Here is a 21540-nt window from a genome sequence, read left to right as displayed (position 1 = left end):
TTTGTCTTTTTAGTGCGGAATATTATCAGCTTCAGAAAATTCAATGGTTAAAGCCATCTTACCTAAAGGGGAGGAATATCCATGCAAAGTCTATGGAAAAAGTGGAATCAGGTAAGTCTTGTAAAACAAATTATTGCAGGGTTGATCATTGGTGTGATCCTAGCCATTGCCATCCCGGATGCGGCCAGGCCTGTTTCCATTCTGGGGGCATTATTTGTTGGAGCTTTGAAAGCTATTGCTCCTATTTTGGTGCTGTTTCTGGTGATGTCGGCCATTGCCCAGCATAAGAAGGGCCGCCAAACAAATATGAAATCAATTATCTTCCTCTATTTATTAGGAACATTCTTGGCCGGCTTGTCTGCGGTTGTTGCATGTTTTGTATTTCCAGTCACGCTGGAGCTTCCGAAGGGAGCGGATGGAGTGACGCCTCCAGGCGGTGTGGTGGAGGTTTTAAAAACTCTGCTGCTGAATGTGGTAGATAATCCAGCAAAGGCCCTCTATAACGCGAATTATATTGGGATATTAGCCTGGGCCGTGATGCTTGGCCTGGCGATGCGAAATGCTTCTGATACAACCAAAACGGTGATTGCGAATTTCTCAGAAGCAGTTTCGAAAATGGTTGCATGGGTGATTAAGTTTGCTCCATTAGGAATCATGGGGCTGGTATTTGATTCCATCACAGAGAATGGCATCTCGGCTCTGTTAGGCTATGGCAGACTGCTTGCCGTATTGCTGGGCTGTATGATTTTTGTGGCGCTCGTCATCAATCCGCTCATCGTTTTTGTCACAATCAGGCATAATCCTTATCCGCTTGTGTTTAGATGCTTAAAGGAGAGCGGAATTACAGCGTTTTTCACACGCAGTTCCGCATCCAATATACCCGTAAATTTGAAGCTGAGTGAAAACCTTGGCTTGAATAAGGATAGCTACTCTGTATCCATTCCGTTAGGTGCCACCATCAATATGGCGGGTGCTGCTGTTACGATTTCTGTACTGACACTTGCAGCGGTCCATACACTTGGCATACATGTGGATCTTCCTACCGCCATCATGCTGAGCATCCTGTCGGCTGTATGCGCCTGCGGTGCTTCGGGAGTTGCGGGCGGTTCCCTGCTGCTTATCCCGCTTGCATGCAGCCTCTTCGGGATTCCTGCTGATACAGCCATGCAGGTGGTTGGAGCAGGCTTTATTATAGGGGTTCTGCAGGACTCCTGTGAAACGGCGCTGAATTCCTCCACAGACGTTCTTTTCACCGCAGCAGCAGAAATGAAGAAATGGCGTAAGCAGGGAAAGACTCTTAAAATCCAAAAAGCAGGTTGAAAAAGAATAAAAAAACAAGTTATGGCTGCATAACAATGAGCCTGACACAGGGAGGGTTTACTAACCCCCCAAGTGTCAGGCTCTTTTTTGGGTTTGAAGAATGTATGATAGGGCTTGCTGATAGATCAATGTAAATATTTGAGAATTATATTGACATAAAATATTCTAACAATTATATTTATAAAATAATACTAATATTTATACATAGAATGAAAGGGAGATTGTTTTGAAGATAACAATTGGCCCAGCTCAGGTATTGCAGGGAAACGGGTGCATTATCCCAATCGGGTGTTTTCATAGAGAAGTTTGGTAAGTCTGCCGTGCTTATCGGAGGAAATATAAGCCGGGAAACCGTGGAAGGTGAGCTGCGAAAGAGTTTGTCAGAGAAGGGGATTTGGCTTGAAAAAACGCTATGGTACGGAGGCGAATCTTCAGCATCCAATATCAGCCGGCTTGAACAGCAGTTGAGCTCCGCAAGCTTTGATGTTCTTATTGCAGCAGGCGGAGGGAAGGCGATTGATACAGTGAAAGCGTTGGCACACCGCCTTAATAAACCTCTCGTGGCCATTCCGACCATTGCGGCCACCTGTGCGGCGGCAACTGCCATCAGCATCCTGTACAGTGATGAAGGGGAGTTTTAGGAGATCAGCCGGGATTCGAAAGCTCCGGATTTGGTTTTAGTAGATTCAAAGATCATCTTGCATGCACCGGCCCGTTATTTAATCGCAGGAATTGGGGATACATTGGCAAAGTGGTTTGAAACGAAATGCTCCATTAAAAAAGCGGTACCCAATGTATTGAACCAGACAGCAATTGCTATTGCGGGGAAGTTATACCAAACCTTGCTCGAATCAGGGAAAGAAGCGGTTTCCTCGGCAGGCTCGCACCGGTCAACCAGGCAATTTGAGGATCTGGTGGATGCCATTATCTTGGTAAGCGGAAGTGTAAGCGGCTATGGAGGGGATGATTGCCGGACCGCAGCTGCGCATGCCATTTATTCCGGACTGACCATTTTCCCCGAGGTTCACTAGTCTTATCATGGCGAAATTGTGGCCTTTGGAATTTTGGCTCAGCTGTGCATGGAGGGCGCTGCTGCCCAGGAAGTCAAAGAAGTCATTCAATTCTATCAGGAGGCCGGTCTTCCATATACGTTGAAGCATATGGGAATCAATGGCCTGACACATGCTCAATGGAATCAGCTGGGAGAGGGGACCGTCACGATTGAAGATATGGCGAATATGCCATTTAAGGTAACCCCTGATATGGTAATAAAAGCGGTAAAGCAGGCGGATTATATTGGAAATGAAATGCTGTCTTTAAAACATGCATAGATATTAGGAGGAACGAATGTGAAAAAGCCTTTTGTTATGGTTTGTGCCCTGCTGGTAGTATTTGCACTGGCGGCCTGCGGGAAAGAAGAGTCATCTGGAAGTGCCAAAAAGCCGTCTGAGCCTCTGAAGGTGACCCTGCCAACCTGGACCGGATATGGCCCATTATTTTTAGCAAAGGAAAAAGGATTTTTCAAAAAGAATGGCGTGGATGTGGATCTTTCGATTGTAGAAGGCCTCGCAGAACGTAAACAAGCCTTGGCCAGCGGGAAAATTGATGGCATGGCTACGGCTTTGGACGTCCAGGTGACATTGGCAGCTTCTGATATCCCGGTGGATGTGGTCTGGGTATTGGACGATTCCCATGGCGGAGACGGAATTCTCGTGAAAAAAGGGATTAAGGATATTAAAGATCTGAAGGGCAAGAGCATGGCGTTTGAGGTGGGGTCGACCAGCCATATGCTCGCTTTGACGGCGTTAAAGCAAGGAGGATTGAGCGAAAAGGATGTAAAGGTTGTCCAAATGTCTGCCGGTGATGCGGGTGCGGCATTTGCAGCAGGCAAGGTAGATGCAGCCGTTACATGGGAGCCTTGGCTATCAAAGGGATCGCAGGCAAACGGCAAAGTCTTGCTGACCACAAAGGATCTTCCTGGAATCATCGTAGATACCATCAGCTTTAAAGAAGAGGTTGTAAAAAAACGCCCGGACGATGTAAAAGCATTTGTAAAAGCGATGGGTGAAGCGATGGATTATTGGAAAGAGCATAAAGAAGAAGCGGATAAGATTATGGCTGAAGGCCTTAAGATTGATCCAAAAGAATTCACAGCCACTGAGGAAGGCTTAAAGTTCTATTCCAAAGAAGACAACAAACAAGCATTTGGATCTAAGAGCAGCAAAGGACCGATCTATCAATCCGCGGATAATGCAATCAGCTTCTATAAAGATCAAAAAATCATTACAAAAGAGCCGAAAGCAGAAGATCTGATAGATTCCAGCTTCCAATAATAGCTTGATCATGAATAGCAGAGCCTGACATATGACATGGTCTTAAGCCTCCATATGCCAGGCTCTTTTAAAAGTTTGATAGAATTGGGTGATTTTTATATGGGGACAAAATGGTTCACGCCTAATAAAGAAATATCAAAAACCCTTTACACTACAGCAGGGCTTGTCGTCTTTATCTTATTTTTAGCCGTCTGGTCCATCCTCAGCTATGGCGGATTGGTGAATCCGGTATTCCTGCCGACTCCGACGGCTGTCTTGGCGACGGCTGCGGACTTATTGATCCATGGGGATCTTCTGTCCAATATCGGAATCAGTTTTACAAGGGTGCTGGCCGGATTCCTGGCTGCTGCCATTATTGGGATCCCGCTCGGAATTTTGATGGGCTCTTTAAAGATCATGGAAGGTGCCTTTGAGCCTATTATCGGATTTATCCGCTATATGCCGGCTTCAGCTTTTATTCCTTTATTAATTTTATGGATTGGCCTTGGTGAGCCAGAGAAAATGAGTGTCATTTTCCTGGGGACGTTCTTTCAGCTGACCCTCATGATCATGGATGTAACGAAGAATGTTCAAAATGAGTTAATTGAAGTGTCGTATACATTAGGTGCGAAAAAGTTCCAGGTTTATACGAAGGTAATCCTCCCGGCATCCTTGCCGGGAATCGTCGATACGCTCCGGATTACCTTTGGCTGGGCATGGACGTATTTGGTGGTAGCCGAAATTGTGGGCGCGTCAAGCGGTTTAGGATATATGATCATGCAGGCCTCCCGCTTCCTTCAGCCTGATAAAATTATTGTCGGCATTATCACGATCGGTATTTTGGGACTCCTGACCGATATGATCTTTAAAGGCATATACCGCGCCTCGTTTTCGTGGATGAGAAAGGATGGTTTTTAAGTATGGCTGCAAATGCACCAAAGCTGGAAATAAAAGACGTAGGGAAAGTTTTCAAAACGAAAAAGGGTGAAACTACAGCCCTGGAGAAGACTTCCTTTACCATCAGTGACGGAGAGTTTGTTACCATCCTGGGGCCTTCAGGCTGCGGAAAGTCAACGGTTCTCCGGATTGTCGCGGGTCTCGAGGAAGCCACTTCAGGTCAGGTACTGCTGGATGGCCTGGAAATCAATGGCCCTGGCCCTGACCGGGGAATGGTATTCCAATCCTATACCCTGTTTCCATGGCTGACTGTGAAAGAAAATATTGTGTTCGGATTGAAATTAAAGGGATTATCCCAAAAAGAGCGGGATGATGTGGCAGGGCATTATCTGCAGCTGATTGGTCTGGAGCAATTCGGGGGCCATTATCCCATACAATTATCAGGAGGCATGAAGCAGCGTGTGGCTATTGCCCGCGCCCTGGCCAATGATCCTAAGATTCTCTTAATGGATGAACCTTTCGGAGCACTGGATGCCCAAACGAGAAATATCATGCAGGAGGTTCTGTTAAAAGCCTGGGAGGAGTCAAAAAAGACGATTCTTTTTATCACGCATGATGTGGATGAATCCATCTTCCTTGCAGATTCCGTGTATTTGATGACCGCGAGACCCGGACGCTTGAAGAAAAAGGTTCCTATTTCATTAGAGAGACCGAGAGAGTTCAGTGTAAAAGGAACTCCGGAATTTGCTAAATATAAAGAGGAATTGCTGTACCTTATTAGAGAGGAAAGCTTAAAATCTGTTTGATGGAAAGGCGGATGGTGAAGTGAATGTGGAGTCCTATTTTTCGAAAAACATAAAAGCGGCCCTTCAAAATGATCCGCCTGGTGCATGGATGCCGGAGTTGCCAGAGGATTGCATCCGATTGAGCTCAGGCTATCCGGATCCCGCCCTCATGCCTGTCGAGGAACTTAAAGACGCAGCAGCGAGACTTCTTGATGAGGAGAAGGATTTGCCGCTCCATTACCTGGGGAGTCCGCGGGTGCAAGGTCTTAAGCAGCAGATCCTGAAGAGGCTGGCAGAGCGCGGAATCTATGTAAGGGAGGATCAGCTTTTGATTACATCCGGTGCCTGCCAGGCGATTGATCTTATCGCCCGCATCCTTCTTGATGAGCAGGCAGTCGTGGCGGTGGAGGAACCCACCTATATGGAAGCACTGGAGATTTTCAAAAACTATACGAACCAGATCATCGGCATCCCGGTTGATGAGGACGGTATTCAAACCGTGCGTTTTGAGGACATTTTGGAAGAAAGAAAACAGGCAGGTCTCACCCTGCCGCGTTTTCTCTATACCATCCCAACCTTTCAAAATCCTACAGGAACCACTTTAACAACCGAGCGCCGGAAGCATTTATTAGAGCTCTCCACCAAGTTCGATTTTCTAATCTTAGAGGACGATGCATACGGAGAATTAGCCTTTGGCGAAAGTCCTCAAACATTAAAGTCTCTTGATAAACAGGGGAAGGTGCTCCACGCAGGCTCCCTCTCCAAGGTGGTGGCTCCTGGCATGCGGATCGGGTGGGTAGCAGCAGACAGCGGGTTCATTAAGGCTTTGGAATGGTTTAAAAAAGATCTGGATCACCCATTCGCCCAAAGTACCATGACCGTGTACCTGGAAAAAATAGATTTTCAGAACAGGCTCGGCCATCTAAAAGATGTATACCGCGCCAAATGTGATGTGCTAATCCGTTCACTGGAACAATTTCTGCCGGAATCCGTTTCCTGGTATGTCCCAAAGGGAGGATACTTTGTTTGGATAAGAATTCCGGATGCCGACACGTCGCAGCTATTATCAGAGGCATTAGATAAGGGAGTTTCATATATTCCAGGAAAGTACTTTTTCCTGGATCAACAGGATAGGTCCGAGTTTTTGCGGCTTTCGTTCAGCCATGCCGATGAGAAAGATATCATCGAGGGAATTAGGAGATTGGGAGAAGTTTTGTATTAGCAGAGCATGTTCCAAAAACATGCTCTTTTTCTTTGGATTGTTTCACCAAGCTTCGTATGAGTTTATAGCCAACTGACCCTCGTAAGTGTTTGTGAAGAGAATATTTTTAAAATTTCCTCTTTTTATTGTTTAACATCATAATAAGCTACCGATATATAAACAGGTGCTGGTATTTCATTAGTTAATGTTTAGATATTTATGGTTCTAAGAGATCAACTGAGAAAAACATCAAGAGGATAGGGGATTAAAAATGAAATGGTTCATCAATCTTAAAACTTCAGTGAAGTTAATTTCATCCTTTGTAGTAATGGCTATTATACTTTGTGCTGTCGGAGTATATGGATTAACGAATTTACAAACATCAAATGAAAAGCTGAATTTTATGTATAAAGAGAGGGTTATCCCAATCAGTAAGCTGGGTTCTGCTGAAACAGCATACCAGAATATCAGAGTTAATATACGTGATTTAGTTATGGTTGCAAAAACTCCAGATAAGAAAGATGAATTTCAAAACACGATCAGACAACGGCAAAAGGAAATTCAGGACGCCATCCATTTATATGAAACTAGTTATATGATACCAGAAGAGCAAAAGCGTGTGGATGGATTGAAACCTGCTTTGGATGATTATTATAGCTATTTGGAAAAGGCTATAAAATTAGGGTATGACAATGATGTTAATGGTTATCTGGAAATGGCTCCTGACTTTAAGGCTGCCGGGGATAAGGTACAAGAAAATATCAGGGACTTAGTCAATTTTAATATAGACTTGAGCAGGAAATCGGCTGAGGATTCTAACGCACTCTATAGCTCTGCCCGCTTCATCACTATCATGGTTATTGCTGCTGCGGTACTGTTGAGTATCGGTTATGGATACGCTCTATCTCAATTAATTTCAAGACCTCTTAAAAGGGTCGTTGATTTAGTCGCTGATGTGGCACAGGGGGATTTAACACAAACTATAACCATTAAGAGCAAGGATGAAGTCGGCGTTCTGGCTGCTTCTATTAATCAAATGGTGGTAAGTCTGCGCCAAACAGTCAGCCATATTGTTCAGTCTGCGGAAAGCGTTGCATCTTCTGCCCAGCAGATATCTGCATCTACCCAGGAGGTTGCGAGCACCGGTACAAGCCAGGCAAGTGATGCCCAGACGGTTATGGAATTATTTCATGATATTGTAAAAAGTGCAGATAGTCAGGCAAATGATTCTCAAATTATGGCGGAACTGTTCAAAGAACTGTCAGTTGCTATTGATTCTGTAGCCCGAAATGCTGAACATACCGCTGAGCTTTCAGAAAATATGTTACAGCTTGCACAGGATAGCGGAGAAATTGTGGAGGGTTCTATTGAAGGGATGAATCATGTAAGCAGGCAGATGGAAGTCCTTGTGAAGGATGCAGATAAAATTGGGAATATCATTGGTGTCATCAATGATATTGCCGGCCAGACCAATTTATTAGCATTGAATGCGGCAATCGAGGCAGCACGTGCAGGTGAACAAGGAAAAGGCTTTGCAGTGGTTGCAAACGAAGTGCGAAAACTCGCAGAAAAGTCCGTTGAGGCAACGAAGGAAATAACAGCTATCGTCCAGGGGATTCAGAATAATACGAAGCTCAGTGCCGCCGCCGTTCATGGGGGAGTGCAATCCTCACATAAGACTGGAGATGCATTCAAGACCATGATTGAGATGGTCAGCGGGGCTTCATCAAGAGTCTCCGAGATAGCAGCAGCCAGTGAGGAACAGTCTGCACAAACAACTGAAGTAATGAAGTCCATTGAAAGCATCGCCTCAGCAAGTGAACAGCAGTCCGCGCAATCTGCCGAGGTTATGAAGTCAGTGGAAAGTATTGCAGCTGCCAGTGAAGAGTCAGCAGCCGCGACAGAACAAACCTCAGCTGCGTCTCAAGCATTGGCTAATTTAGCGGAAGAACTAAACAGTTCCGTGTCGATGTTCAAATTAAACAGCCGGGACTGATTTGATAATTTGATACCGTCACGGAATAAGCAGAACAGGGAACTCCTAATTCGGGGTTCCCTGTTCGTTTTATATAATATCCAGCGGCATTTTTCTATTAGGTTTGGGGAATGCCTGATCCAGTTTAATGAGATCTTCCTGAGTGAATTGGATAGCTGCAGCCTCAGCATTGGCAAGTACATGCTCCTCTTGGACTGCTTTTGGAATCGCGATGACATGATCGGAGCGAAGGGTCCACGCAAGAGCGATTTGTAAAGGTGTTACCCTGTACTTTCCGGCAAGATCAAGAATCACAGGGTCGTTTAAGAGCCGATTTCGTAATGACCCTCCTTGGGCAAGGGGACTGTAAGCCATTATCGGCATATTATGCTCACGCTGCCATGGCAGTAAATCGAAGTCAATTCCTCTTGAACCTAAGTGATAGAGGACCTGGTTTACCGCGCAATTTGCTCCGTCTGGTGTATTTAACAGCTCTTCCATATCTGCCGTGTCAAAATTGGAGACACCCCATCTTACTATTTTTCCTTCCCGGCGCAGCTTTTCCATTCCTTCAATCGTTTCCGCTAAGGGAATCCGGCCTCTCCAATGGAGAAGATATAAATCCAGATGGTCTGTTCCAAGCCGTTGCAGGCTGTCTTCGCATGCTTTAGAAATCATATCCTGTCCGGCATGATGAGGGTACACTTTTGAGACTAAAAAGACCCTGTCTCTCCGCCCCTTAATGGCTTCACCGGCCAAGCGTTCAGCTCCGCCATCGCCATACATTTCAGCGGTATCAATCAGGGTCATGCCCAAATCAATCCCGAGCTGCAGGGCAGTGATTTCTTTGTCTCTCATTTGAGGATTTTCCCCCATGTACCAGGTTCCCTGTCCCAAACAAGGCAGGGAAGTGCCGTCTGGAAGGGTTACCATGCGCTTGGCTAATGAATTTCGAATTGCTTCTATTTTTTTTTCATTCATCAGGCTCGACCCTTTCTTTTTATGAAAGTGAGTGTAAGTAGAGGCGGATTTTGATTCGCTTCCTATCATGGTAGGATCTCCTGAACCAGCCGGATCATTCTTTAATTGCGGACCGGGCCCGGAAAGAAAGAAAAAAAGGGTGAGGATGAGCGATAAATGCTTGAGTTACGCTTCCACACCACTTCTATTAAAAAATCCACTTTGATAAAAAGATTAGACTAAATGAGCACCGCCATCAATCAGTACTGATGTACCAGTTGTAAACCTATTTTTTGCGAGGTGAACATAGGTTTCAGCTATATCCTCAGGCTGGGCGATACGTCCAACAGGCAGCTGTTGGGCAATCTGGCTATATAATTCTTGTCTATCTTTTTCCTGCATTCCGCTGTAAAGAGGAGTGTCCACGATACCAGGTGATACAACGTTAACTCTGATAGGAGCCAGGTCCACTGAAAGTCCGCGCACTAATCCATCGATTGCTGAATTAATGGAAGCGAGTGTTGTTGCGCCTTTAGGAGGGCGTACACCATAGACCCCGGAAGTTAATGTAATAGAGCTTTCATCATTCAAGTATGGAAGAGCGGCACGAACCGACATGTATTGCCCCCAGAATTTGCTGTCAAAGGCATCTCTTACGGCAGATACCGGCAGCTCGCTAAAGTGGCCCATGGCACCTTCACCAGCAGTAACTACTAGATGATCGAACTTCCCAACCTTCTCGAAAAAGTTAACGACATTCTCTTCGCTGCGGAAGTCTATTTCATAACCTTCCAAATTACCTCCAAGCTGTTCTTTAGCATCAGATATTTTTGATGCAGAACGGCTGCCGATGATAACATGAGCAGATTCATCGAGAAACGCCTTAGCAGCTGCTAAGCCGATGCCGGATGTACCTCCTAAAACCACGACTTTTTTTCCTTGTAACGACAAAGTTTAAACCTCCTTTAATTACCTTTCTGTTTATTCGCAGATTCTAAAATGAAGTGCTGCAGGTTAAACATCCTACCCCTTTTCCATCAGCATTATTATTTAGCTAAACTTTATTGTTTCATGTTTAAATGCTGAAATGTTTTGTTTTGCTGCTGATGGGAGCTTTTTGTTTTTGAAGCCAGAACCGAAAAAAGAGAGTACTTATCTTTCTTACGAGGCTCTAACGCATAATACATATATTACCCATTACTTGTAGATTTCTCACCTAATATGCTTAAGGGAGGATTGAAATGTTAATCTCACTGCTAAATATTTCGGCTGATTTTCTTTTTTTAAATAGCTATGAGAAAATACATTTGAATAGGAAAATGCAAGAGGAGGATATAAAAAATGATCAAAAGTCTTCAGGATTATACAGTTTTACATAATGGAGTTAAAATGCCATGGTTCGGGTTAGGTGTGTACAAAGTTGAAGAAGGGCAGGAGGTTTTCAATTCTGTTAAGGCTGCCATTAAAAATGGGTATCGCAGCATCGATACAGCATCCTTTTACAAGAATGAAGATGGGGTAGGAGAGGCCATTAAGGCATCAGGTGTGCCCCGGGAAGAGCTGTTTATTACCACAAAAGTGTGGAATGATGACCAAGGCTATGAATCAACATTAGCCGCATTCGAATCAAGTATGCAAAAGCTTGGATTGGAGTATTTGGATTTATATCTCATTCATTGGCCGGTAAAGGGCAAATATAAAGAGACATGGAGAGCGATAGAAAAACTTTATAAGGATGGCCGGGTCCGGGCAATCGGCGTCAGTAATTTCCACATCCATCATCTGGAGGATTTGCTCGATGATGCAGATATCGTCCCAATGGTGAATCAAGTCGAATATCACCCGAGTTTAACACAGGAAGAATTACATGAATATTGTCGAAAGCACAGTATTCAGCTTGAGGCATGGTCACCCCTTATGCGCGGGCAGCTATTGAATAACCCGGTTTTAATGGATATCGCAAAAACATACAACAAAACCGTTCCACAGGTGATTCTGCGCTGGGATATTCAAAATGAAGTCGTAACGATTCCTAAGTCTATCAAAGAAACCCGTATCATTGAAAATGCAGATATCTTTGATTTTGAATTAACACAGGCTGAAATGGACAAAATCAGCTCATTAAATGAAAACAAACGTGTTGGGACCAATCCGGACAGCTTTGATCTTTAATTGATCAGCACTAATAATGAGGGCAGCCTTAATACAGGAATACCTGCAGAGATGGAGTTTCCTGACTTCGAATTCGTCCAGCTGCTGACAGCTTAACCTGCAGCAATCTTAAACAAATCAAAATAAAACAAGCCGCTTACTCAGCGGCTTGTTTTATTTTTTCTGAACCTGCAAATCCTTTACTGCCCGCAATTAATCCAGCCAAAAGAAGAAGCAGTGCAGTAATGATTAAAATCAATAAAGGTACTGTCCAGCCTTTCGTAATACCATGCAGAATACCGAAAATGGCAGGTCCAACAGCGGCCAGGAGATATCCGACAGCCTGAGCCATGCCTGACAGCTCTGCAGATTCAGGCGCAGTCCGTGTTCTTAGGCTGAAGAACATCATCGCTAAGCTAAAACTGCTTCCTACTCCTATGCCAAGCAAAATCACGGAAGCTATAATGGTGTACGAACCGCCGTACAAGAGTCCAAGGGTACCAAAAAAGTATAAAACTGCTGTCACAATGACCAGGCTCTTTTGATTTTTCATGCGGCCGGCTGCAATAGGAACGACGAACGTAATGGGCAGGATAGCTAATTGCATTAGAGACAGCATCCATCCTGCTGTGCTGCTGCTAACACCCTTGTCAATTAGAATCTCTGGAAGCCATGCAACCAGCACATAGAAAATCAAGGATTGAAGCCCCATAAAAAAAGTGACACCCCAGGCAATCTTGGATTTCCAAAGATTTGTCTCAGGTTTATGGGGATTATAGGTTATGGTTTTTGCTCCACCCGCCCTGCGCAGCTGCGGAAGCCATAAAAGGATTGAAACCAGCGATAAAAGCCCCCATATACCAAGCGCTCCGTTCCAGCCTAAATGCATGCCGACAGCCAGTGGAACACTGATTCCTGAAGCAATGGCGCCGCATAAATTCATAGACACAGAATAAACGCCTGTCATCAGCCCGACCTTATCCTCAAAATCCCGTTTAATCAAGCTGGGAAGCAAAACATTGCTCACGGAAATTGCTAATCCTATTAGGACGGTTCCTGCAAACAGCATGAACTCTCCGGCAATAGAACGTACCGCAATGCCAAGTGTAAGTATAATTAATGAAATAAAAAGAAGGCGCTCCAATCCAAGCTGCCGGGACAACTTTGGCGCCAGCGATGAAAATAGGGCGAATGCTAGTAAGGGTATCGTGGTGATTAAACCAATAATTGAATTAGGGATTCCTAAGTTGTCACGAAGGGTTCCGATTAAAGGTCCTACTGAGGTTAAGGGAGACCTTAGATTAGTGGATATGAAGATGATACCAATGATTAGAAGAAGAGCTCCCGATATAGATTGTTCCTGCTGTATTTTTATCTTAGTTGACTTCACTGTTATTCCTCCGATGCTGCTTTTACTCTCTGTTTAAAGTGTTCGATATATTCATCAACGGCCGCAGCCGCTCCAGCAGAATCCTTCCTGCTGATTGCTTCAACCAGCTCCTGGTGAGGTACGGGCAGATGATCAAAAATCATGGCGCCGATGGATAATTGGACAAATTGTCCCACTCGCTCATAAAGTTCCATGAACAATGGATTATGTGCTGCTTCCACAATGGATTCATGCAGCCTTAAATCGGCTTTTTGATAAAAATCGTAGTCTTTCCTCTGCACGGCTTCTTGACATTCAGCAAAATGCATTTGTATCTGTACGAGCTCCGAATCTGTACGCCTTGCCGCTGCCAGCGCAGCTGTTTCACGTTCGAGTGCATGCCTTACTTCCAACGTTTCCAGTAAATTGGATTGCCTTAGCCGCCGGTCAAGTGCTGCCCCCAGAGCGCTGGCTGAAACCACGTAGGTGCCATCACCGGGTCTGGTTATTAAAAGGCCGGAGTGGACAAGTGCTCTGATTGCTTCCCTCAGTGTATTCCTGCTTACGCCAAGCTCCTCCACCAGCTTGGGTTCTGCAGGCAGCCGGTAGCCGACCGGCCAATGTCTGTCTTGGATTAACGATTCAATCTGACGCGTGACTTGCTCTACAAGCGATAAACGCCTGGTTTTTTTTAAATCCATTAGGTAAACCTCCAAACATCCGACGTTTAACGTACTGATATACTATATCACATTAATATGATGAGGTAAAATTGTTCAGGTTTGAAGGTAAACGGAAAAGCTTTTTAAAGTGTATAAGTAAAAAATCCCTTTAATAATTAAAGGGATTCTCATTTATTTCTGCCCAGATATCAATTTGAAACCGTCAAGGTAACCTCTCCAACCCCTTCAAATCTTCCTATATAAATGCCGGTCTCTAAGCTTTTGGGTAAGACAAAAGTCCCGGAAGAGACAAACATCCCCGGCTCAAGTGTCAGATTATGTTCTCCCAATTTTTTTAGAAGCCATTTGACTGCTTTGATGGGGTGTCCCATGACCACTGAGGAGTTTCCTTCTGCAATCATTTGTCCATTAAGGAGCAATTCTCCACGGATGCGATCCAGGTCTTCGTATGTATAGTCTTTTGCGCTGCCGTAGGCAACTTTTCCTCCGACGGCTCCATCTGCACAGACCTGCTCTTTCGGCATTTTTGGGAACCAGTCCTCAAAGCGGGAATCGGGAATTTCTAATCCGGGAGCAACTTGTGTTTTTTTCGCAATTTCTTCTTCAGTAGCATCAGCCGTTAACCGTTCTTTTGCTACAAAGACCAATTCAAGTTCTATTAAAGGACTCAGCATCTGGGCACTTAACGAGATATCATTGGTGACCTGTCTGTTGGTGAGCTGGCCGTACAAAGGTTCCTTAGCATTAAAGAGGGCTAGAGTTTCGGGGCTTGTCATACTGATTTTATATCCGTTGAGGTACTCGTTGTTTTCTTTTTTGGCTTCTGTGAAGGCGTGCTGTATTTGATAGGCTTCTTGTAAATCAATATCTGCCGGGAAAATATCTTTTTTAAGTGGTTCCATGTTTTTATAGGATTGATATAAGGATTGCAAAACAGCTTGTGCTGACATAGTAAGACCACCTTTTCAAAGTGTTTGAATATAAAAATTATTCTAACATTTTATTTAGAGGTTTACACTAAATTGCCTGTTAAACTTCCTGGTTTTAGAGATTAGACTGGGCATGAACTTCTAATACTAACGATAACTAATGGAGGTATAGGAGAATGGATTTTATCTTTAGGGCGATTACCATTTTTATTGTAGGATACCTATTTTTGAGGATCACCGGAAAGAAGGCTGTGGCACAGATGCATACCTTCGATTTACTATATATCCTGCTGCTGACCAATATCATCAGTGCTCCGGCGGAAGTTGAAAAGACCGGAAAAACCATTATTTACGCCGGTATTATGGTAGTTTTATATATGATTTTTGTCCGTTTGTCGCTTCATAATAAATTGCGGTGGATTTTATATGAAAGTCCAACCGTGTTGATCCGCAACGGGGATATAGACCGGAAAGGCTTGAAAAAGGTACGTATGCCGATGACAGAGCTTCTTTCCCATCTCAGGGTAAAGGGATATACGGATACCCGGGATATAGCCATTGCGGTGATGGAGGGGACAGGGAATTTAAGTATCATTCCCAATTCAGAAAGCAGGCCGGTACAGCCCGGGGACCTGCATCTGAATGTGAAAAGAGAATATCTTCCTATCCCCTTGATTATGGAGGGGCAGATTATTGACCACAATCTTAAATATCTTCAGCTGGATCGGAACTGGCTGCTGAGAGAGGTCGAAGCGATGGGAGATAAAGTTCACCAGATTATGCTTGCCACTTATTTAGAAAACGGGAAGCTGTTTATCGATAACAATGAAATTCATGCGGAAAATAGCAGCCCTTATTTTTATAAACCGGGAACGGAGAATTAAAGCAGAAAGGCCTGGGTATGGGCCCGCTGTCAGTTTCAATTTACGGGAGGGGTATCAATGGTACTCCTATGAATGGTTTCGCAGAAGAAAACATTGTAAAATGGGAGATATCGATAACCTTTTTTTAAAAAAATTATAACCAAGGAAGTACTAATAATGTTACATACCCATTTAGGCGGGACAATCCGCTATGAGATACAGTATAAAAATAGGACTTCGTTTAGCATTACGATCGATTCATATCTGAATGTAGTGGTCCAAGCCCCAAAAGGGACATCTGAGAAACAGGTGATCCGGCTGCTTGAGGGGAATTGGGGCAAGATTCAGCAGACCCTGGATGAAATGAGGGAACGGCTGCAGGGACCGCAGGAAAAGGTGTATGATCCTGGGGAGGGCTTTTTATATCTAGGGAGGACGTATCCTATCCAAATTTTTCATGATGAAAAGGTTATTCAGGATGGTGTGGTATTTGACGGGAATGAGCTGAGAATTACTGTGAAGCGTCGGGAAGATGAACGGATCAGACAGGCTCTGAAGCGTTTCTATTATCAGCAGTGCAAGGCACTGGTTGCGAAGAGCATCCAGAATTGGCAGGGGCACTTTAAAATGAAGCCGCGCTCCATCAAGATTAATGACAGCACTAAGACCTGGGGAACCTGTGATTTCAAGCAGCAGTTAACCTTCAATTGGAAGCTGGCAATGGCGCCGCAAAAGGTTATTGACTATGTGGTGGTGCATGAGATGTGTCATATGGTCCACCTCAATCATGATCGTTCCTTTTGGCGGCTTGTCGGAAAGACTATGCCCGATTATAAGGAGCAGGAAAATTGGCTTTCTGCATCGAGCTGGAAGATGACGGTTTAGGGCTGATGGAGCTTCCAATATAGAGTAGGAACAGGATGGGATGACTCCCGTGTCTTTTTGACTGAGGCTAATTCCTTCTGGAGATAAAAAACAACTGCCCATTAACCAGCACTACACCGAGGATGATTAGAATTCCACCGGCGGCGCTCATAAGCAGAACTTTTTCCTGCAGCAGCAGGATAGCTGCCAGTAAGGTGACGAGGGGCTCCAAATATAGAAACATAGATACCTTTGAAGCATCCAGGACCCTGAGTGCCTTGCCCCAATACCAGTAGGCGATGCCCGACACGAAGATTCCAAGAAAGAGGAGATGTGCCCACTCGGCAGGAGCCATTAGAGAAAGGGATTCCCAGCCTCTGTTACGGAGAAGAAAGGGCGTGGTGAGGATCAAGCCCAAAAAACACATATAAAACGTAACTAAAAGAGAGGGATAGGGAAGTTTCAGGCTCTTAAGGAGTACAGAATAAACCGCCCAGTTCAAAGTGCTTAAGAGCATAAGCAGGAATCCAATGCTCATGGAAAACTGAAGCGGCTGTCCGCTTCCGGTGGTGACAAAAAGCACGCCAGCTATGGCCAGGCTCGTTCCCAGTACCTTTGCCAGGCCCATTTTTTCATGTAAAAACATTATGGAGAGGACGACTGTAAAGACGGGGGAAAAGGAAATCAGCCAGCCCGCTGAGGATGCATCGATGGTCAGTAGGGCTGTGGCCTGAAGCAGCTGGTGGATAAAAACACCCATAGTCCCAAGGATCAATAAATGCGGGATGTGAGTGATGGAGATTCGGAGCGAATGACGCTGCATGAGTAAAAGCAGAAGCAGAAATAAGGCTCCAATGCCAAAGCGGACGACCAGCAGGGAATAGGGATCCAGCTTACCGAGCACAGCCTTTGTAGATACAAATGAAACTCCCCAGAAGCTGATTGACATTACTGCATATAGGGAAGCTGTTAGTTTTGATTTGAAAGAAGCCATAAGCATCCCTCTCTGTGCGAAAGATTATTACTCCCATCATATGCTTGTCCGAGCTGGAGATTCCGTTTAGGAATAATAACTTATTTTTACAAATGATTATAAAAGTGAGAAGGAAAAGAGAAAGCTTCCCGCTGTAGAAGAGCGAGCGGGAAGCCGTTAGAAAGGGAAGAAGCAAAAAACACATGCGAAGAAAAGGAAAAGGATAGTTAAGAGGCGGAAGCCCTAAATTGAAATGGTTGAATCAGCATGCTTGATATAAAAACAGCCGCCAGCAATTGGGCTATGAGAGCCTTGACAGACTGTACGGGCGGAAGAAGAAGCTTGAATACAGAATTGGATTCTATCTTGGATGCATGTCTGAAATTCAGTAATTAAAGCCTGATATCCGCTGAGGCATTGGATTCATTCCGATGCCTTTTTTCAGCTCCATGACCGCAGATACACTCGTAAACCCTAATTTTTCGTACAGGCTCTTCGCCGGATTCCCAGTATACACATTCAGCTGAATGGTATCTATTCCCCTTGCATGGAGCTCATGAATGGCAGACTGCATTAACATCCGGCCTATCCCGGACTTTCTGAATCCCGGGAATACATATACATGCAGGAGAAGTCCGATGGTCCGTCCGGTCATCTGGTGCCGGTGCGTCCCAAGCAAAATAAACCCTTTTAATTTGCCGAAATCCTCATCTATTAAATAATAAGCCCCATTCTGAAGCATAGGCAGAAACAAGTTATATCCATTCTGCCCCTGATTCTCAAGATGTCCTGCCGAGCTTTCCTGAACCAGTCCTCCTGAAATCTGCAATATGTAATCTGTCTCCATCGGATTTGCTCTTCGTATTGTCATTACAGCACCTCATAACATCGTTCATAAGAACAATTTATAGAAGGAGATGCGGTTTTGTGCCTGTTTAGCGGGGAGATTTTTTCGTAAGGCCTGGGAAAGATTATCCCAGCTTTGAAATTAGATAAAGGCTTATGGCGGCTAGAATGTAAAGAGCAATATGAAAGAGCAGATTCCCTTTCTTATCCAATCCTCTTAGTCGATCTGTAAGGTAGAGTATACGCGGCAGGCAGAGGGCGATAGCCATGCAGCTGTAAAGCCTGCTTTTAAATAGGACCAGGATAAAGCCTATCATGATTGACATAAGGAGGACCTGAACCGGGTTTCTTAGTTCTATATTATAACACATCCTTTTTATCCAAATAACATAACTGGAAATTAATTGGTATAAGAGATTGCGAGAGGGTTTTATCTGCAGCTTCATGACCGAAAAGAAACAGTTTTTTGTATTATTGGCATGGACCAAGCCTGATCATCCTTCATTATTGTTCAAAGCCCAAACCCATCTCCTTGTCCCGGCATAAAAGATAATAGAAGGGCCCCTAATGAAAAATAAGGAGGTATGGTGGGATGTACCCTTATCGTGATCCGCATTATCCGGCAGTAAATGAGGAAAGATTCGGTTTTCCATTGGCAGGTGCATTTTTAGGCGGTTTGTTAGGCAGTGCGTTAGTCAGCCGTCCTTGGTTCGGCTATGGATACCCAGGCTATGGATACCCAGGCTTTGGTTATCCGGCATTTGGATATCCGGGTTTTGCGCCGTATTATGTTTGATAACTGGAATTGAATGGTACTATGATTCCCAGCTGGAGATGCCGGGAATTTTTTGTTCTGGCAAAAGGATAATCAGCCGGCAGCCTGGAATTGTGTGTCCGAAAATAGCCAATTGCCCGAAAATAAGGGATCGTATTGACTCGCTACTTTATACCTGATACTATTTTCACTATTAATTTAATTTATCTTTACCTTGTATAAGTTCAAGAATAGGGCTTGAACGTCTCTACCAGGCTGCCGTAAATAGTCTGTCTACAGGGGGCAATGGGAGCGGGTCAGCTATACCCTTTTATTGTCCTCCTTTAGGAATCCTTCGGCAGCCGCCGGAGGATTTTTTTCATTTTATTAGATTCGGAGGACACTTCATGAGAAATTACTTTCAATTTTCCGAACGGAACACATCGTACAAGCAGGAAAGCATTGCAGGAATCACCACCTTTTTATCAATGGCTTACATCCTGGTGGTCAATCCGGTAATCCTGAGCCAGACCGGCATGGATAAGGGAGCTGTCTTTACAGCCACTGCCCTTTCTGCGATCATCGGTTCCCTGCTGATTGGTCTGATTGCCAATTATCCAATCGGGATCGCTCCAAGCATGGGGATCAATGCCTTTTTCACATTCAGCGTCTGCATCGGAATGAAGATCCCATGGGAGACCACACTGACTGGAGTATTTATTGCCGGTGTGCTGTTCATGATTTTGAGTCTGCTGAAGATCCGTGAAAAGATTATTAATATCATACCTCAGGATCTAAAGCATGCTATTGCCGGGGGAATTGGCTTCTTTGTGGCCTTCATTGGCTTGAAAAATGCAGGGATTGTGACATCCAATCCGGATACCTTTGTGGCCATCGGAAATTTCAAGTCAGCTCCTACGCTTCTTGCCATCATTGGATTTATTATTACGATTATTCTGTTAAACCGTGGCATCAGAGGCGGCATTTTTTATGGAATGGTACTGACTACTATTATCGGCATCCTGTTTAGAGTGATTGACACTCCAAAAGCCATTATTGGAAAGATTCCAAACCTTGAACCAACCTTTGGTGTGGTGTTCAGCCATTTCGATGACATCTTTTCCCCAAAAGTGCTGGCTGTCATTTTCACCTTTCTTTTTGTAGCCTTTTTCGATACGGCTGGTGCATTGATTGCCATTGCCAGCCAGGCGGGCCTGATGAAAAATAATCAGATTCCGAATGCGGGAAAAGCTCTCATGGCAGACTCGATGGGAGCAACTGTCGGAGCAGTTCTGGGTACATCCACAACTGCATCAATGGTGGAATCCTCTGCCGGGATTGCGGTCGGCGGCCGTACAGGCTTTACCTCTATCATCATTGCGGCAGGCTTCGTAGTATCGCTGTTTTTCTCACCTGTCCTGTCCATTGTGACTCCCGCGGTAACTGCTCCGGCTTTAATTATCGTTGGTGCCATGATGGCGACAGAAATCAGCAGAATTAATTGGAAGGATGGCGCTGCAGCGATTCCCTGCTTCATCACCATCATCATGATGCCGCTGTCCTACAGTGTGGCAACAGGAATTGCACTTGGTTTCATTTTGTATCCAATCAGCATGATCGCGATGAAAAAGACGAAGGACATACATCCGATTATGTATGCGTTGTTTATCATATTTATCGGCTATTTTGCATATGTCATCTAAAGTGAAAGACAGCTTCCTTTGCGGGAGCTGCCTTTTTACTATCTTGTCTGTTTCCACAATCTTTTCTTCTATGGGAATAGGAGGTTGACTTCCACTCCAGGCGCTCGCTTCCCAGAAATCACTAAACTAAATAACCATATCCTCATCCACGAGGGCCCCTTGTTTTACGTAGGAGATAATTTTGGAAGTCTCTGCCTCGACACGCCTTCTGCCGATTTCCGTAAGGAACCAGTTATCTTTTCTCGTCCGTTTATCGTTGGCAGGGCATAGTGTAAAATCAATCCACTGGGGCATATAGGTCTTCATGGTCAGATGGAGCCTTCTCATATGATAGGAAGCTGTCACGACTAAAATCCGCCTGATTCTATGGAGCTGGAGTGCGCGGTCCAAAACCAGTAAGGAAGCTAGTACATTTTCCTTCGTGTGGAGAGAGAGGTCTTCGACAAGGATATCCTCAGGAGGCACACCCAATGCAATGGCTGCCCTTTTTAATTCCATTGCTTCCGCAAGAGTGTTTCCCTCCCATTTCACTCCGCCGGAAAACAAGATTTTCCTGGCCCGTCCTGATTTATAAAGCTGGACGGCGATTGGCAGACGGTACAAAACCGCACTGCTGCTGCCGGCTACAAAAATGCAGTCCCCGTTTTTTCCGTCATCTTCTATTCCGCTATACAAGAGGTTTGTCCTCTGGTCATCCGTGAGATTTTTGCCGTCTAGGCTGGAAATAAGCATGTTTCACCTCTATCCTTTCCTTGCCATTGAATACACTATACTATTCTATTCCATATTTTCTAATATGAAAAAGGCAACTGTCCATATCAACGGCGATCCTTTTTGCATAGTTCAGGTTTTTTAATGATGTAAAAAGAAATAATTACGTAGATTGCATCTTTTAAGTGATAATAAATCGCGTTAAGATTTCGTCAAAGGATATAATAATGTTAATACCAAGGGA

22 protein-coding genes and 1 riboswitch are annotated in these 21540 nt (G+C 44.6%); of the genes, 14 read left to right on the top strand and 8 right to left on the bottom strand.

What is annotated here, in order from left to right:
- Positions 1 to 81 precede the first annotated feature (81 nt).
- The 9 genes from sstT to H539_RS0121280 all read left to right on the top strand — a co-directional run bounded on the left by sstT (position 82) and on the right by H539_RS0121280 (position 8511).
- Positions 82 to 1320 (top strand): serine/threonine transporter SstT, encoded by a 1239-nt coding sequence (gene sstT / locus H539_RS0121310; RefSeq protein ID WP_026695203.1) that lies wholly within the window; start codon positions 82 to 84, stop codon positions 1318 to 1320.
- Positions 1321 to 1559: 239 nt separating this feature from the next.
- Positions 1560 to 1961, top strand: a complete 402-nt coding sequence (locus H539_RS33465) for an iron-containing alcohol dehydrogenase (protein ID WP_425414750.1) — start codon at positions 1560 to 1562, stop codon at positions 1959 to 1961.
- Between the two features lie 30 nt (positions 1962 to 1991).
- Entirely contained in the window at positions 1992 to 2351 is a 360-nt protein-coding gene (locus tag H539_RS33460) for a dehydroquinate synthase/iron-containing alcohol dehydrogenase family protein (protein ID WP_425414749.1), read from the top strand.
- Positions 2352 to 2369: 18 nt separating this feature from the next.
- Positions 2370 to 2651 carry a dehydroquinate synthase/iron-containing alcohol dehydrogenase family protein gene (locus H539_RS32905; protein ID WP_245602233.1) on the top strand — a complete coding sequence of 94 codons (282 nt, stop codon included), beginning with the start codon at positions 2370 to 2372 and terminating at the stop codon, positions 2649 to 2651.
- Between the two features lie 18 nt (positions 2652 to 2669).
- Positions 2670 to 3653 (top strand): ABC transporter substrate-binding protein, encoded by a 984-nt coding sequence (locus H539_RS0121300; protein ID WP_026695202.1) that lies wholly within the window; start codon positions 2670 to 2672, stop codon positions 3651 to 3653.
- A 99-nt stretch (positions 3654 to 3752) separates the two neighbouring features.
- Positions 3753 to 4550 (top strand): ABC transporter permease, encoded by a 798-nt coding sequence (locus H539_RS0121295; RefSeq protein ID WP_026695201.1) that lies wholly within the window; start codon positions 3753 to 3755, stop codon positions 4548 to 4550.
- Between the two features lie 2 nt (positions 4551 to 4552).
- A complete protein-coding gene (locus H539_RS0121290) occupies positions 4553 to 5335 on the top strand; it encodes an ABC transporter ATP-binding protein (RefSeq protein WP_026695200.1) in 783 nt (260 codons plus the stop codon).
- 19 nt (positions 5336 to 5354) lie between these two features.
- Positions 5355 to 6536, top strand: a complete 1182-nt coding sequence (locus H539_RS0121285) for an aminotransferase-like domain-containing protein (RefSeq protein WP_026695199.1) — start codon at positions 5355 to 5357, stop codon at positions 6534 to 6536.
- A 250-nt stretch (positions 6537 to 6786) separates the two neighbouring features.
- Entirely contained in the window at positions 6787 to 8511 is a 1725-nt protein-coding gene (locus tag H539_RS0121280; RefSeq protein WP_026695198.1) for a methyl-accepting chemotaxis protein, read from the top strand.
- A gap of 69 nt (positions 8512 to 8580) precedes the next feature.
- Here H539_RS0121280 and H539_RS0121275 read toward each other — a convergent pair whose 3' ends face one another.
- Entirely contained in the window at positions 8581 to 9471 is an 891-nt protein-coding gene (locus H539_RS0121275) for an aldo/keto reductase (RefSeq protein ID WP_026695197.1), read from the bottom strand.
- Between the two features lie 213 nt (positions 9472 to 9684).
- Entirely contained in the window at positions 9685 to 10401 is a 717-nt protein-coding gene (locus H539_RS0121270; protein WP_026695196.1) for an SDR family oxidoreductase, read from the bottom strand.
- A 390-nt stretch (positions 10402 to 10791) separates the two neighbouring features.
- Here H539_RS0121270 and H539_RS0121265 point away from each other — a divergent pair, with 390 nt between their 5' ends.
- Positions 10792 to 11622, top strand: a complete 831-nt coding sequence (locus H539_RS0121265; RefSeq protein WP_026695195.1) for an aldo/keto reductase — start codon at positions 10792 to 10794, stop codon at positions 11620 to 11622.
- A gap of 136 nt (positions 11623 to 11758) precedes the next feature.
- Here H539_RS0121265 and H539_RS29305 read toward each other — a convergent pair whose 3' ends face one another.
- From H539_RS29305 to H539_RS0121250, 3 genes are all read right to left on the bottom strand, one after another.
- On the bottom strand, positions 11759 to 12997 hold the full coding sequence (locus tag H539_RS29305; protein ID WP_051348724.1) for a CynX/NimT family MFS transporter: 1239 nt from the start codon (positions 12995 to 12997) through the stop codon (positions 11759 to 11761).
- On the bottom strand, positions 12994 to 13671 hold the full coding sequence (locus H539_RS0121255) for a FadR/GntR family transcriptional regulator (protein ID WP_026695194.1): 678 nt from the start codon (positions 13669 to 13671) through the stop codon (positions 12994 to 12996). The genes H539_RS29305 and H539_RS0121255 overlap by 4 nt, the downstream gene beginning before the upstream one ends.
- A 170-nt stretch (positions 13672 to 13841) precedes the next feature.
- Positions 13842 to 14603: a 2-keto-4-pentenoate hydratase gene (locus H539_RS0121250; RefSeq protein WP_026695193.1), complete on the bottom strand. Its 762-nt coding sequence runs from the start codon at positions 14601 to 14603 to the stop codon at positions 13842 to 13844.
- Positions 14604 to 14758: 155 nt separating this feature from the next.
- Here H539_RS0121250 and H539_RS0121245 point away from each other — a divergent pair, with 155 nt between their 5' ends.
- Together H539_RS0121245 and H539_RS0121240 are read left to right on the top strand one after the other, a co-directional pair.
- Positions 14759 to 15466: a DUF421 domain-containing protein gene (locus H539_RS0121245; protein ID WP_026695192.1), complete on the top strand. Its 708-nt coding sequence runs from the start codon at positions 14759 to 14761 to the stop codon at positions 15464 to 15466.
- Between the two features lie 156 nt (positions 15467 to 15622).
- Positions 15623 to 16330, top strand: a complete 708-nt coding sequence (locus H539_RS0121240) for a M48 family metallopeptidase (protein WP_026695191.1) — start codon at positions 15623 to 15625, stop codon at positions 16328 to 16330.
- 67 nt (positions 16331 to 16397) lie between these two features.
- Here the strand turns inward: H539_RS0121240 and H539_RS0121235 are convergent, their stop codons facing one another.
- Together H539_RS0121235 and H539_RS29300 are read right to left on the bottom strand one after the other, a co-directional pair.
- Positions 16398 to 17303 (bottom strand): DMT family transporter, encoded by a 906-nt coding sequence (locus tag H539_RS0121235; protein ID WP_026695190.1) that lies wholly within the window; start codon positions 17301 to 17303, stop codon positions 16398 to 16400.
- A 364-nt stretch (positions 17304 to 17667) separates the two neighbouring features.
- On the bottom strand, positions 17668 to 18153 hold the full coding sequence (locus H539_RS29300) for a GNAT family N-acetyltransferase (protein WP_051348723.1): 486 nt from the start codon (positions 18151 to 18153) through the stop codon (positions 17668 to 17670).
- Between the two features lie 567 nt (positions 18154 to 18720).
- Here H539_RS29300 and H539_RS0121215 point away from each other — a divergent pair.
- Together H539_RS0121215 and H539_RS0121210 are read left to right on the top strand one after the other, a co-directional pair.
- A complete protein-coding gene (locus H539_RS0121215; RefSeq protein ID WP_026695188.1) occupies positions 18721 to 18924 on the top strand; it encodes a hypothetical protein in 204 nt (67 codons plus the stop codon).
- A 173-nt stretch (positions 18925 to 19097) separates the two neighbouring features.
- Positions 19098 to 19199: riboswitch (purine riboswitch) on the top strand.
- Positions 19200 to 19289: 90 nt separating this feature from the next.
- On the top strand, positions 19290 to 20585 hold the full coding sequence (locus H539_RS0121210) for an NCS2 family permease (RefSeq protein WP_026695187.1): 1296 nt from the start codon (positions 19290 to 19292) through the stop codon (positions 20583 to 20585).
- A gap of 126 nt (positions 20586 to 20711) precedes the next feature.
- Here the strand turns inward: H539_RS0121210 and H539_RS0121205 are convergent, their stop codons facing one another.
- Positions 20712 to 21317, bottom strand: a complete 606-nt coding sequence (locus tag H539_RS0121205; RefSeq protein ID WP_026695186.1) for a YdcF family protein — start codon at positions 21315 to 21317, stop codon at positions 20712 to 20714.
- Between the last annotated feature and the right edge of the window lie 223 nt (positions 21318 to 21540).

It is taken from the genome of Peribacillus kribbensis DSM 17871, assembly GCF_000430765.1.
Classification (GTDB): Bacteria; Bacillota; Bacilli; order Bacillales; family DSM-1321; genus Paraperibacillus; species Paraperibacillus kribbensis.
The sequence above is the reverse complement of the archived record's forward strand: the minus strand, read 5'-3'. Positions and strand labels throughout refer to the sequence as shown.